The sequence below is a fragment of the Paenibacillus bovis genome (assembly GCF_001421015.2).
Classification (GTDB): domain Bacteria; phylum Bacillota; class Bacilli; order Paenibacillales; family Paenibacillaceae; genus Saccharibacillus; species Saccharibacillus bovis.
Genome location: NZ_CP013023.1, coordinates 5,190,001 through 5,203,608, shown reverse-complemented (window position 1 = coordinate 5,203,608; position 13,608 = coordinate 5,190,001). Strand labels below are relative to the sequence as shown.

Here is a 13,608-nt window from a genome sequence, read left to right as displayed (position 1 = left end):
GTTCAATGGAGGGGTGAAATGTTTAAGTCCGATACATTTATCAGTTATACATTGTTATTATTAAATATATTGATGCTGGTAAGCGGCCAGGCTTTTTTCAAACTGGGGCTTGAAAAGCTGGGCGGCGTCAATCTGGGCAATGCGTGGAAGGCACTATTGTCACCTACCATCATTATTGGTCTTGGACTGTATGCTGTAGCCACGCTGGTGTGGTTTGTCGTTTTATCGAGATTGCCACTCTCTGTAGCTTATCCGATCCAGAGTCTCGCCTATGTACTGGGAATTGTATTATCCATTATGATGTTCCATGAGACGGTTTCTACAATGAAATGGATTGGCGCAGCAATTATTGTTATTGGAGTATTGTTTATAGCTACCGATTAACCAAACAGGAGGAAATGATGATGAAAGGTATTATTCTCGCAGGAGGTACAGGTACACGCCTTTACCCTTTGACCAAAGTAACCAATAAACACCTTTTACCCGTAGGTAAATATCCAATGATTTTCTATTCCGTATACAAACTCAAGCAGGCAGGTATTCTTGATATCCTGATCGTAACCGGCAAAGACCATATGGGTGATGTCGTTAACCTGCTGGGCAGCGGCCGTGAGATGGGTGTAACCTTTACATACAAGGTACAGGACGAAGCAGGCGGTATCGCTCAGGCACTTGATCTTGCCGAGCATTTTGTAGGCGATGATCAGATGATCGTTATTCTGGGCGACAATGTATTTGAAGATGATATTGCTTCTTTTGTAGAAAATTTCCGTGCGCAAAAACAAGGTGCCAAGCTGCTGCTGCAGCAGGTTCACGATCCACAGCGCTATGGTGTAGCCGAGCTGGATGGCGAACGCATCGTATCGATCGAAGAGAAACCAAAAGTACCGAAAAGCGATTATGCGGTAACCGGCATTTATATGTTCGACAGCAATGTGTTTGATATCGTTAAAACACTCAAACCATCCGCACGCGGCGAACTCGAAATTACGGATGTGAACAACGCTTATATCCAGCGCGGCGAACTGTCCTTTGATATTCTGAATGGCTGGTGGACCGATGCAGGTACGCACGCTTCCCTCGCCAAAGCCAATGAACTTGCCAAAGATATCATTTTTGGTGAAGAATTCGGCAAACTCAAGCTGTAAATACAGGAGGAACCTATGAAAGCCACTTCTCTCAAATTAAGCGGTGCCAAGCTGCTGGAACCTGTAGTGCATGGAGATCACCGCGGTTTCTTTATGGAAAGCTATAATGAACAGACCATGCATGCCGCTGGTGTAACGCACCAATTTATCCAGGACAATCACTCGTTGTCTGCAGAACCGGGTGTACTGCGCGGACTGCATTACCAGCTCAGTCCCAAAGCTCAGACCAAGTTGATTCGGGTAATCTCCGGAGCCATTTATGATGTGATCGTGGATATTCGCAAGGATTCTCCGACATTCGGCGAATGGCAGGGATTTATTTTAACAGAATACAACAAGCATCAGCTGCTGGTACCACAGGGATTTGCCCATGGATTCTGCACACTGGTGCCGAATACACAGGTCATTTATAAAGTGGACGAGTACTACTCCCCGGAACATGACCGTGGTATACTCTGGAATGATCCTGCTCTGGGTATCGATTGGCCGGTATCTTCTCCGATTTTGTCTGACAAGGATACTCGTCATCCGCTGCTCAAAGATGCGGATATTAACTTTTAAGAACTCATCATTTACAAAAGAGACAGGTAATTGAACATTATTCAACGTTTGTATGATCTGTTTTGTACACAATAAAAATAATTCGTATGATAAGGTTCAGCATGCTGCTGAATCTTATTCATTGATATAGGAGGCAACTTATGAAATTACTTGTCACTGGCGGAGCCGGGTTCATCGGAAGTAACTTTGTTCTCTATATGCTGCGTGAACATCCTGAATATCAGATTATCAATGTAGATGCCCTGACCTATGCGGGTAATCTGGAAAATCTGAAATCGATCGAGAATAACCCGAATCATACCTTTGTCAAAGCAGATATTTGCGATACTGCCAAAATGGATGAGCTGGTATCCCAGGGTGTGGATGTGGTAGTTAACTTTGCCGCAGAATCCCATGTGGATCGCAGTATTCTGGAACCGGATGTATTCGTCAAAACCAATGTACTGGGCACTCAAGTGCTGCTCGATGCAGCCAAGAAACACAATATCACCAAATTCGTGCAGGTCTCTACCGATGAAGTATACGGTACGTTGGGCGAGACGGGTCTGTTCACAGAAGAAACACCGCTCACGCCAAACAGCCCTTACTCTGCGAGTAAAGCAGGCGGAGATCTGATTGTACGTGCATACCATGAGACATTCGGACTGCCGGTGAATATTACACGTTGTTCTAACAACTATGGTCCATTCCAATTCCCGGAAAAGCTGATCCCGTTGATCATTTCCCGTGCCCTGGCTGATGAAGCCTTGCCGGTATACGGCGATGGACTCAATATCCGTGACTGGCTGTATGTGGAAGACCACTGCAGCGCAATTGACCTTGTCATTCATGAAGGCAAAAACGGTGAAGTCTATAATATCGGTGGCAATAACGAGCGCACCAATATCCATATCGTCAAAACGATTCTGGAGCAGCTGGGCAAACCGGAATCCCTGATCAAGTATGTAGAAGATCGTCCTGGCCATGACCGCCGCTACGGTATCGATCCGACCAAGACCATGACAGAACTTGGCTGGAAACCAAAACATAACTTTGAGACAGGTATCCAGGCAACGATCCAGTGGTATCTCGATAATAAAGAATGGTGGACCCGTATTGCATCTGGTGAATATCAGGCTTATTACCAGAAGCAATACGGCAGCCGCCTGGGAACCGAATAATGCGTGTACTGGTCACCGGAGCATCCGGACAGCTAGGGCAAGATGTAGTCACTGTACTAAAGCATAAAGGCCATACGGTTATGGGCTGCGGACGCAGTGAACTGGATATTACCGATGCAGAACAGTGCAAGCAGGCGATCCTATCCTTCCAGCCGGATACGATTATTCATTGTGCAGCGTATACTGCAGTAGATGCAGCCGAGACGGATGTAGATGGTGCTTATCTGGTCAATGCGATCGGTAGCCGTAATCTGGCAGTCGCCGCAGAAGCTGTTCAGGCCAAAATCATATATATCAGTACAGACTATGTATTTGATGGCAAGGGTACAGTGCCTTATCATGAATACGACAATACGGATCCGCAGGGGATTTACGGCAAATCCAAGCGTGCAGGTGAAGTACTGACACAGACCTTGTCATCGCGTTATTTCATTGTGCGTACTTCTTGGGTATATGGCATGCATGGCAATAACTTTGTCAAAACAATGCTCAAGCTAGGGCAAGAGAAGCCACAGCTCAAAGTAGTGGATGACCAAAAAGGTTCACCTACTTATACAGTGGATCTGGCAGAATTCCTGTCGGAATTGATGCTGACAGAGAAATATGGTGTCTATCATGCATCCAATAGCGGAGCCTGCACCTGGTACGAGTTTACGCAGTCTATTTTTGCGCAGGCGGCAGACGTTCTCGGAGTCAGCTTCCAGGCGAAGCTGGAACCATGTACAACAGCAGAATTTCCTCGCCCCGCACCACGTCCGGCCAATTCGGTGATGGAGCATCTGTCGATCCGAACCAATGGATTTACCGATATCCGGTCATGGCAGGAAGGGCTGAATGCTTTTTTACTGGAGTACCAGGCAAGCATGCAGTCGAAGACGGAGTAAAAACAACAGGAATATCCAGCCGCTCGCTGTTTTAGCAGAGTACAGGACATGATAAGCGTCTTGGCTTGTTCCTTCCTGTGAGATGGACATGACTCGCAATATAATTTAGATATTTCGATAGACAGTGCGGTTCCCGGTTTGTATAGGGAAGCACTGTCTATTTTGATATGTACATATAATATATAGATAGCATGGAAATCAGCTGCAGGCTACGGGATATCCGGCACCTATTCTTTCTGATACAATAAGGCAGATACATACTACAGAAGAGCAGATGAGGTAGACGCATGGAGACAGTACAGGTACTTCTTTCCACTTATAATGGAGCCCAATACATAAGAGAACAGCTGGACAGTCTATTGAATCAGACTTATGGAGATATCCAGATTCTGATTCGGGATGATGGCTCCAGTGATGATACCCGATCGATATTAAAACAGTATACAGAGCAATATCCGGCACAGATCAGTTGGATAGAAGGAACGAATATAGGGGTTATTCCGAGTTTTTGGACACTTATGCAGCATGCAGATTCGAAAGCGGCTTATTACTGCTTTTGTGACCAGGATGATGTCTGGATGCCTGAAAAGGTAGCCAGAGCAGTAGCCCAGCTGCATAGGATGGAGCAGCCGACAGGGAGCCATCATCTTCAGCAGAAAGAACGGCTTCCGGCAATGATCTTTACGGCTACCCAGCTGACAGATGCAGATTTGAATCCTACAACGGTCTGGCCTGCGAATCTGCAGCGGGATGTTTCCTTTTACAATGCGTTGTTCCAGAATGTTGCGGTCGGTGCGACCGTTACTATTAACCGTCAGGCATTATTTCTGCTGAGAGAGTCAGAGCTGAATATAACCCGTATACTGATGCACGACTGGTGGATGTATCTTACCATTTCCTGTTTTGGCAAAGTATATTTTGATCCTCAGCCATCTATTTATTACAGACAGCATGGCAATAATGCAGTAGGCGGCGAGTCGACTATTTCCCAGAAAATAAAAAAGAAATGGAAAAGCTTCCGTAAACATCAGAATCAGCAAATGCTTGTCGAACAGGCTCGGGAATTCAAACGGATATATGGTAAACAGATGACAGATCCACAGATGATCCAGCAGTTGGATGCTTTTATCGCTCCACGGCATCATCTGCTGGATCGGGTTCGATATCTCAGACAGTGCCGTTTATATCGACAGTCAGCAGCAGAGCAGAATCTGTTCCGCTTCCTGATTTTGATCGGATATCTTTAATCAAGAAATGTGCGATAGAGTCAGGTACGAGCCTAGTATTTTTCGGATTGCTATTGGAATAGTTTTGAAATTGCCTTTCGGTAGTACATCTATGCTATAATGCGATTAGATCACAATATTGAAATTTTTCAGAAAGTATGCAGCAGCGACAAAGGTTCTGTCTGCAGCGGAAGCTTTCAATACAGAGCAGGAGCGTTATTATGGACGTTAGCGTTTTAATTTTAAATTACAATACATGTCAGCTGACTATGGATTGCATTCAATCCGTATACAACTCACAGACTCAATATTCCTACGAAATCATCGTCGTGGATAATCATTCGAGCGATGATTCCACTACGCGTATTCCAGCAGCTTACCCGAATATTGTCTTCATCGCTAATCAGGATAATGGTGGCTTTGCCAAAGGCAATAATATCGGGATGAAGATTGCCCGGGGACGATATACATTGCTGCTTAATTCCGACACCATCGTTCAGCCGGACACCCTGGAGACGATGGTGTCTTTTATGGATAATCATCCTCGTGCAGGAGCATCCGGTTGCAAAATTATTCTTCCGGATGGCTCACTGGATAAAGCGTGCAAGCGCGGATTCCCGACACCATCGGCATCGTTCTATTATGCATTCGGCTTTTCGAAGCTGTTTCCGAACAATCCGAAGTTCAACGGTTACCAGCTGGGCTATCTGAGCCCGGATGAATCGTATCAGGTGGATTCGCTGGTTGGTGCTTTTATGCTGGTACGCCGCGAGGTGATCGAGCAGATCGGCGGGCTGGATGAAGAATTCTTTATGTACGGGGAAGATATCGACTGGTGCTACCGGATCAAAGAAGCAGGCTGGGAGATCCACTACCGCGCAGACACATTCATCGTGCATCACAAAGGTGCCAGCAGCCGGCGCAAGCCGTTCAAGATCATTTATGAATTCCACCGGGCGATGTGGTTGTTTCACCGCAAGCATTACCAGCAAAAGTATTCATTTATCACCAATGGGATTGTCTACACGGGGATCGGTGTCAAACTGATGCTTTCCCTACTCAAAAATAAACTGCTGCGTGCCACGCCGGCGTCGGTATCCGATTCAGAAAGGAGAGTCCATACGTGATCCGCAAAAATCAGCGCTTTTTGACCAGACTGTATATTCTGGCGGATTTCTCTGTGATTCAAATTTCCTTTCTGATCGCCTGGTTTATCAAATTCCAGAGTGATATTCTTCCGTATGACAGCCCTCCGGCTGGCTATGGAGCACTGCCGTTCGAGACGTATGGCAAATGGAGCCTGATCTATGGTGTTATCGCTATTCTGATCGGGGTTATCAGCAGTCTGTATTCTCCCAAGCGCAAAAAGCGTTTTGCCGATGAGCTGCTGAAAATTGTACAGACCCATGCAGTCAGCATTTTTATGCTGCTTGGCGCTTTGTTCTTTTTCAAAGAGATCAATATCTCGCGTTACTATCTGCTGCTGTATGTTGTATTGAATCTGCTGCTCATTATGGCATATCGCTATGTGATCAAGCTGGGGCTCAAGCGTGCCCGTCAAAAGGGATTTAACAAGCAGTTTGTGCTGATCCTGGGTGCCGGTTCGCTCGGCAAGCGGTTCTACGACAATCTGATGCAGTATCCGGAGATGGGCTACGAAATTGTCGGTTTCCTCGATGACTATCGTACCTTTGATGGCATCGAATTGAAAAAGTATAAGCCGGTACTGGGCAAAATCGATGATCTGGGGCGCAAGCTGCAGGAGATGATGATCGATGAAGTCATTCTGGCACTGCCGCTGGATGCGCATAACAAGTATCCACTGATTATTGCCGAATGCGAAAAAGCCGGTGTACGAACGCTGATTATTCCCGACTTCTTTGACTATTTGCCGGCACGTCCTTACTTTGATAATTTTGCGGGAATGCCGATGATCAATGTACGTGATATTCCGCTGGATATTGCAGCCAATCGGATTTTCAAAAGGCTGTTCGATATTGTGTTTTCATTGGCAGCTATTATTATCACTTCACCGATCATGCTGTTTGTGGCTATCGGAGTGAAGCTGACTTCGTCAGGACCGATCATTTTCAAGCAGGAACGCGTTGGACTTAACCGGCGGACATTTATGATGTTCAAGTTCCGCTCTATGCGGGTTATCCCGGAAGGACAGATCGATACCGGATGGACGACAGCCGATGATCCGCGCAAGACCAAGTTTGGTTCCTTTATCCGGCGTACGAGTCTGGATGAGCTGCCGCAGTTCTTTAATGTACTGATCGGTGATATGAGCGTAGTCGGACCACGGCCAGAACGTCCTTATTTCGTGGAGCAGTTCCGGGAGGAGATCCCCAAATACATGGTCAAACACCATGTCCGTCCGGGAATCACCGGTTGGGCGCAGAGCAACGGACTGCGCGGAGACACATCGATCGAGGAACGGATCAATCACGATATTTTTTATATCGAGAACTGGTCGCTGTTATTCGATATCAAGATTATTTGCAAAACGATCCGCAATGGATTTGTAAATAAAAATGCGTATTAAGATTCGGTATCAACATAATGGATCAAGATACAGCGCAGTTGACTGACCCCAGAAAAGAGCTTTGTATGCCAATGCCCCGTTTGAACAGACGGGGCATTTTTATTTGCAAATTAAGGTGCAAACATGCTATGAAATATCGTATAATATAACTTTGTTCCCATCAAATACGAACAAAAAATTGACACTGTACAAGCACTGTCATAGACTTATTCTGAAGGTTGCAGAAAGACGGAGGAATGAAGGTTGAGAGATGAAATTAAAGCGTGGCAGCACGTATTCAAATTGGACCCCGACCGTCTGATCTCGGACGAAGATCTGGATCGTATTTGTCTGTCCGGTACCGATGCCATTATGATTGGTGGTTCGTCCGGAGTAACCTATGATAATACGGTGGATCTGATGTCCCGTGTACGCCGGTACGAACTTCCCTGTGTACTCGAAGTATCCGATCTGGAAGCTGTAGTACCCGGATTTGACCTGTACATGATCCCGATGGTACTGAATACCGATCATAGCAAATGGCTGCTCGGGCAGCATGTACAAGCGGTTGAGCAGTACAGCCATCTGATCCCTTGGGAGCTGATGGTGCCGGAAGGGTATATTGTACTGAATCCCGATTCGACAGTAGCCCGTCTGACGGACGCATTGACTGCTATTGATAGAGATCGTGCTGCGGCATATGCACAGGTAGCAGACCGTCTGCTCAAGCTGCCGATCATCTATATCGAATACAGCGGCCGGTTTGGAGATATGGAGCTGGCAGCGGATATTCGGCGTGCTGCCGGTGAAGCCAGCGTTTTTTACGGTGGAGGTATTCATAATGCAGAGACGGCCAGAATAGCCCGGCAGGTCTGTGATACAATTATTGTGGGCAACAGCCTCTACAGCGATTTGGATCACGCGCTGGAGACAGTAGCGGCAGTGAAAAGCTGAATATTCCGTTTACCGGAATCATTGATACGGATGATTCAAAATACAATATGATTCCAATGATGATCATACGAACTGCTTACACAGTTTAATGCAATGTATCGCAATAATGCCTGTTCTTGTTACAACAGGCGGCTCATTAACGTTTAACCATACTTGACTCACTATCCACGCTTTGATTCGTACACACCACATAACATGGTTCAACATATACAGGCCTTTATCAAGCAAGCCAATCGGCTGACTCTTTATTTTTTATATCCTATTTCTATTCTGAAAGGGGCAAGACTTCTACATGACGACTGTAAATATACAGGATGCAATCAACCGCCTGAATCCCAGACAAAAAGAAGCTGCGCTCACCACAGATGGACCACTGCTCATTATGGCAGGTGCAGGTAGCGGTAAGACCCGGGTACTGACACACCGTATCGCCCATATTATTGATTCCCGCAAGTCTGCACCGTGGGGCATACTGGCGATCACATTTACCAATAAGGCTGCACGCGAGATGCAGGATCGTGTTGCCCAGCTGGTCGGCCGTGACGGTCGCGAGATCTGGGTATCTACTTTTCACTCCATGTGCGTCCGTATTTTGCGCAAAGATATCGAACGGATCGGTTTTACTTCCAACTTTTCCATTCTGGATTCCGGCGATCAGCTGTCGGTAATCCGTTCCTGTATGAAAGATCTGAATATGGACACCAAGAAATTCGAACCGAAAGCCGTTCAGGCGATGATCAGCGCTGCCAAGAACGAACTGGTAACGCCTGCCCAGTATGAGCAGAAGATCGGTGACTATTTTGAAGGTCTGGCGTCCAAAGTATACACGATGTACCAACGCAAGCTTCGTGCCAACAACTCGCTCGATTTTGATGATCTGATCATGACGACGATCCAGCTGTTCAAGGAAGTACCGGAAGTGCTGGAATTTTACCAGAAGAAATTCCGCTACATCCATGTCGATGAGTATCAGGATACCAACCGTGCGCAGTATATGCTGTGTAAAATGCTGGCGGATGCGCATCATAACATCTGTGTAGTCGGCGATAGCGATCAATCGATCTACCGCTGGCGTGGAGCAGATATTACGAACATTCTGAATTTTGAAGAAGATTATCCGGAAGCCAAAACGATCCTGCTGGAACAGAACTATCGTTCCACGTCTAATATTCTGAGTGCAGCCAACGAAGTTATTGGCAACAACAGCGGTCGTAAGCCCAAGAAACTGTGGACCGACAAAGAAGGCGGCGCCAAGATCAAGGTATACCGTGCCGACTCCGAACATGATGAAGGATATTTCGTTACTTCGGAAATTCATAAAAGTGTAAAAACAGGCCGGCCGTATCAGGATCATGCAATTTTGTACCGTACCAATGCCCAGTCCCGGGTAATAGAGGAAATTCTGATCAAATCGGATATCCCTTACCAAATCGTCGGCGGCATCAAGTTCTACGATCGCAAAGAGATCAAGGATATCCTCGGATATCTGCGTCTGTTGTCCAATCCGGATGATGATATCAGCTTGACGCGTATTATTAATGTGCCGAAGCGCGGTATCGGCGATACCAGTGTAGCCAAGCTGGCTGCGGCTGCAGGTGAGCGCGGAATTTCTATTTTCCGGGTGCTGGAGATTGTGGATGATCTGGGCTTTGCCGGTCGTACGCGTAATGCGCTGGTAGAGTTCTACGATATGATTGCCGCTTTGCATCAGATGGTAGACTATCTGTCTGTAACGGAGCTGACCGAGAAGATTCTGGAAATGTCCGAATATCGGGTCGAGCTGCAGCGCGAGAATACGCTGGAATCCAAAGCGCGGGTAGAGAATATCGAAGAGTTCCTGTCGGTAACAATGGAGTTCGAGAAGAACAATGAGGATAAGTCGCTTATTTCCTTCCTGACCGATCTGGCTCTGATTGCAGATATCGATACCGTAGGAGACAAGCCGGAGGAGCAGGAGGATGCGGTCGTACTGATGACCATGCACAGCGCCAAAGGTCTGGAATTCCCGACCGTCTTCATTATCGGTATGGAAGAAGGAGTTTTCCCGCACAGTCGTGCCTTTATGGATAATGATGAGCTCGAAGAAGAGCGTCGTCTTGCTTATGTAGGCATCACCCGGGCAGAGAAGCAGCTGTTCCTCTCCTGTGCCCAGATGCGTACACTGTTTGGACGCACTACGGCGAATCCACCGTCCCGTTTCCTGGAAGAGATTCCGGAAGAATACAAGGAAGATACCAAAGTGGCACCGAACAATTATCGTCGTGGCGGCACCAGCAGCTATGGAGGCGGAAGCCGTGGATTCGGCGGATCGACCAGCAGTTTTGGCGGCAAACGGGATAATTCCAGCGCCTTTGGTAGTGGATCTTCCGCACGTGCGGTTCCGCGCCAGACACCGACTTCTTCCGGCGTAACTGTCACTACAGGCAATGGATCGGCGCCGAAGCCGGCAGCCAGCGGTAGCAGCGAAGGTTTCCAGGCAGGAGACAAAGTGTCCCATGGTAAATGGGGTATCGGTACGATCGTTGCTGTCAAAGGAACCGGCAATGATATGGAACTGCAGATTGCTTTCCCTGCGCCTACAGGACTGAAGCGCCTGCTGGCAGGCTTTGCCCCGATTACCAAAGTGGAATAATGGAACAAATTCATCTACAGCGCAAGGTGATTGCCTTATCGATTGTATGATTGACCGTATAGTATATCTCTTCATAGAACCGGATACTTTATGATTCGGTTCTATTTTTTCGAATACGGGGATATATGTGCATGACCAAATGAAATAACCGAGTCCCTATTGTCTATATGCTGGCGGATAGCGGACTTACATATTAGATACGGGAGAGATGCCACCCATGGACCCGATGAACGAAATGGAAAAGCTCGTCGCCGAGCTGAATAATTACAGTTATCACTATTACACACTGGATGAGCCGTTGGTCGATGACAAAGAGTATGATGCCCTGTATGACCGTCTGCTGCAGCTGGAACAGGAAAGTGGTGTCGTCCTGCCGGACTCACCAACACAGCGCGTAGGTGGCGAACTGCTCAAAGGATTCCTGCCGCATCGTCATCTGGCTCCACTCTGGAGTCTGGACAAAGCGCAAAATCTGGAGAAGCTGTCCAGCTGGCATACCCGTGCCCGCAAGCTGATCAACGATTATAACACCAAGAATCCGGACACGCCGCTCCCTGAGCCGACCTATGCGGTTGAACTCAAGTTCGATGGATTGACCCTGAACCTGACCTATGAAAATGGACGCCTGGTGCAAGCAGCTACACGCGGCAATGGTGTAGTCGGCGAAGGCATCCTGGAGCAGATCAAAACGATCCGTTCGATTCCGCTGTCTATTCCTTTCAAGGATGGCAAAATTGAAGTGCAGGGAGAAGGCATTATGAACTTGTCCGTGCTGGCTGCCTATAACGAGACAGCTTCCGACAAAGACAAGCTCAAAAATGCCCGCAATGCTGCAGCTGGTGCGCTGCGCAATCTGGACCCCAAAGTTACAGCCAAGCGCCGGTTAAGCGCGTATTTCTATAATATCGGTTATATGGATGGTATCCGCTTTGATACGCAGCAGGATATGATGCAGTTCCTCAGGGACAATCATTTCCGGGTCAATCCATATGTATCGTATTTTGAGAATTTTGACGACGTGATTGCCCAGCTGGAAGACATTCAGACGCGCCGCAGTGGACTGGATTATCTGATCGATGGAGCTGTCGTGAAGATTACCGATATGCGTACCCGCGAGGTACTCGGTTATACGGATAAGTTCCCGCGCTGGGCGATCGCTTACAAATTTGAAGCGGAAGAGACCAGTACGATTCTGGAATCCGTATCCTGGAATGTAGGGCGTACCGGTAAAATCACGCCGCTCGCACGTGTGGAAGCGGTAGAGCTCGCCGGTGTAACCGTACAGAACTGCACACTGAACAATATTGGCGATATCGAACGCAAAAATCTGAAGCATGCTCTGGGCACACGTGTCTATATTCGCCGCTCCAATGACGTTATCCCCGAGATCCTGGGCAAAGTATCCGAGGAAAATGATGGCGAAGAGATCGTATATCCGGAGAATTGCCCGGCCTGTGGATTCCCGCTGGAACAGCGTGGAGCACATTTATTCTGTAACAACAAGCTGGGCTGTGAACCACAGATCGTTGCGCGTATCACTCATTTTGCTTCCCGTGATGCGATGGATATCGAGACATTCAGCGTCAAGACAGCGACGCAGCTGCAAAGTGAGCTGCAGGTACGTGAGCCGGCCGATCTGTATACATTGCAATTTGATGATCTGGTCGGTCTAGAGCGCTTTGGCGAACGCAAAGCAAGCAATCTGCTGCAGGCTATCGAAGACAGCAAAACGCGTGATCTGGCTTCTTTCCTGTATGCGCTCGGCATACCGAATACTGGCAAAACGACGACACGAATGCTGGCTGAGCATTATCGGGATTTGGACAAGATCATGAATGCGACAGCCGAAGAACTGGTGGAGCTACCCGATGTAGGCATGATTGTCGCAGAGAGTATCGTAGAGTTCTTCGCAGATCCATTTATGCGTGCGAGTATTGAGAAAATGCTGGAACTTGGCGTACAGCCGCAAGTGCCGGAAGCACCTGTTGTAGTCGTATCCGACTCCTACTTTACCAATAAAACGGTAGTGCTCACAGGTACACTGCATACGATGACCCGTGATGATGCAGCCGCACGTCTGGAAGAACTGGGAGCCAAAGTAACTGGCAGTGTATCCAAAAAAACCGATATCGTTATCGCTGGCGAAAAAGCCGGCAGTAAATTAACCAAAGCTCGTGATCTGGGTATTGAAGTCATTGAGGACGAGGAACAATTGCGTCAGCTGCTGGAACTGGAATAGTCGAACAAAGCGGGTGGATTTAGAAAGAGCCATCAAGCTATGCATGCATTCAAGTATCTGCTTCACAATACAGTGACCGAACTTATCATCCGAGAACCGGATACTCGAATAAATGTTGTAATATCTATATATAATCAAAAAAGACGAGATGCCTCTATCAGGAGGTAATCTCGTCTTTTTGTTGATAAGCACTAATTTTGAACTTTTCGAGTTATCTCTATCTCTTTATGCAATACATCAGGTTTGCAACCTATACCAAAGGAATCAACCCATCAAT

General features: G+C 47.3%; 11 protein-coding genes. All 11 read left to right on the top strand.

From position 1 onward, the window contains the following. Positions 1 to 18: 18 nt before the first annotated feature. The 11 genes from AR543_RS22405 to ligA all read left to right on the top strand — a co-directional run bounded on the left by AR543_RS22405 (position 19) and on the right by ligA (position 13,331). Positions 19 to 384 carry an EamA family transporter gene (locus AR543_RS22405; RefSeq protein WP_060536474.1) on the top strand — a complete coding sequence of 122 codons (366 nt, stop codon included), beginning with the start codon at positions 19 to 21 and terminating at the stop codon, positions 382 to 384. 20 nt (positions 385 to 404) lie between these two features. Next, positions 405 to 1,148: a sugar phosphate nucleotidyltransferase gene (locus AR543_RS22400; protein WP_060536473.1), complete on the top strand. Its 744-nt coding sequence runs from the start codon at positions 405 to 407 to the stop codon at positions 1,146 to 1,148. Positions 1,149 to 1,163: 15 nt separating this feature from the next. Then, entirely contained in the window at positions 1,164 to 1,709 is a 546-nt protein-coding gene (rfbC, locus tag AR543_RS22395; protein ID WP_060536472.1) for a dTDP-4-dehydrorhamnose 3,5-epimerase, read from the top strand. 140 nt (positions 1,710 to 1,849) lie between these two features. Further along, complete coding sequence (rfbB, locus tag AR543_RS22390) at positions 1,850 to 2,869, top strand: dTDP-glucose 4,6-dehydratase (protein ID WP_060536471.1); 1,020 nt, start codon at positions 1,850 to 1,852, stop codon at positions 2,867 to 2,869. Continuing rightward, positions 2,869 to 3,753, top strand: coding sequence for a dTDP-4-dehydrorhamnose reductase (rfbD, locus tag AR543_RS22385; protein WP_060536470.1), 885 nt, complete (start codon positions 2,869 to 2,871; stop codon positions 3,751 to 3,753). Before rfbB ends, rfbD begins: the two co-directional genes overlap by 1 nt. A gap of 287 nt (positions 3,754 to 4,040) precedes the next feature. Beyond that, positions 4,041 to 5,000: a glycosyltransferase family 2 protein gene (locus AR543_RS22380; protein ID WP_060536469.1), complete on the top strand. Its 960-nt coding sequence runs from the start codon at positions 4,041 to 4,043 to the stop codon at positions 4,998 to 5,000. Positions 5,001 to 5,200: 200 nt separating this feature from the next. Next, positions 5,201 to 6,106 (top strand): glycosyltransferase family 2 protein, encoded by a 906-nt coding sequence (locus AR543_RS22375; protein ID WP_060536468.1) that lies wholly within the window; start codon positions 5,201 to 5,203, stop codon positions 6,104 to 6,106. Continuing rightward, positions 6,103 to 7,527, top strand: coding sequence for an undecaprenyl-phosphate glucose phosphotransferase (locus AR543_RS22370; protein ID WP_060536467.1), 1,425 nt, complete (start codon positions 6,103 to 6,105; stop codon positions 7,525 to 7,527). The genes AR543_RS22375 and AR543_RS22370 overlap by 4 nt, the downstream gene beginning before the upstream one ends. Positions 7,528 to 7,770: 243 nt before the next feature. Then, the gene (gene pcrB, locus AR543_RS22365; protein WP_060536466.1) at positions 7,771 to 8,460 is read left to right on the top strand and encodes a heptaprenylglyceryl phosphate synthase; all 690 of its coding nucleotides are present in this window, start codon (positions 7,771 to 7,773) and stop codon (positions 8,458 to 8,460) included. Positions 8,461 to 8,752: 292 nt separating this feature from the next. Further along, positions 8,753 to 11,092, top strand: coding sequence for a DNA helicase PcrA (gene pcrA, locus AR543_RS22360; protein ID WP_060536465.1), 2,340 nt, complete (start codon positions 8,753 to 8,755; stop codon positions 11,090 to 11,092). A gap of 217 nt (positions 11,093 to 11,309) precedes the next feature. Continuing rightward, positions 11,310 to 13,331 carry an NAD-dependent DNA ligase LigA gene (gene ligA, locus AR543_RS22355; RefSeq protein WP_060536464.1) on the top strand — a complete coding sequence of 674 codons (2,022 nt, stop codon included), beginning with the start codon at positions 11,310 to 11,312 and terminating at the stop codon, positions 13,329 to 13,331. Positions 13,332 to 13,608 lie beyond the last annotated feature (277 nt).

Coding starts and splice junctions, on each gene's coding strand:
- AR543_RS22405 (WP_060536474.1), top strand. CDS start 19: ATGTTTAAGTCCGATACATTTATCAGTTATACATTGTTATTATTAAAT.
- AR543_RS22375 (WP_060536468.1), top strand. CDS start 5,201: ATGGACGTTAGCGTTTTAATTTTAAATTACAATACATGTCAGCTGACT.
- pcrA (WP_060536465.1), top strand. CDS start 8,753: ATGACGACTGTAAATATACAGGATGCAATCAACCGCCTGAATCCCAGA.
- ligA (WP_060536464.1), top strand. CDS start 11,310: ATGGACCCGATGAACGAAATGGAAAAGCTCGTCGCCGAGCTGAATAAT.
- rfbB (WP_060536471.1), top strand. CDS start 1,850: ATGAAATTACTTGTCACTGGCGGAGCCGGGTTCATCGGAAGTAACTTT.
- rfbC (WP_060536472.1), top strand. CDS start 1,164: ATGAAAGCCACTTCTCTCAAATTAAGCGGTGCCAAGCTGCTGGAACCT.
- AR543_RS22400 (WP_060536473.1), top strand. CDS start 405: ATGAAAGGTATTATTCTCGCAGGAGGTACAGGTACACGCCTTTACCCT.
- rfbD (WP_060536470.1), top strand. CDS start 2,869: ATGCGTGTACTGGTCACCGGAGCATCCGGACAGCTAGGGCAAGATGTA.
- AR543_RS22380 (WP_060536469.1), top strand. CDS start 4,041: ATGGAGACAGTACAGGTACTTCTTTCCACTTATAATGGAGCCCAATAC.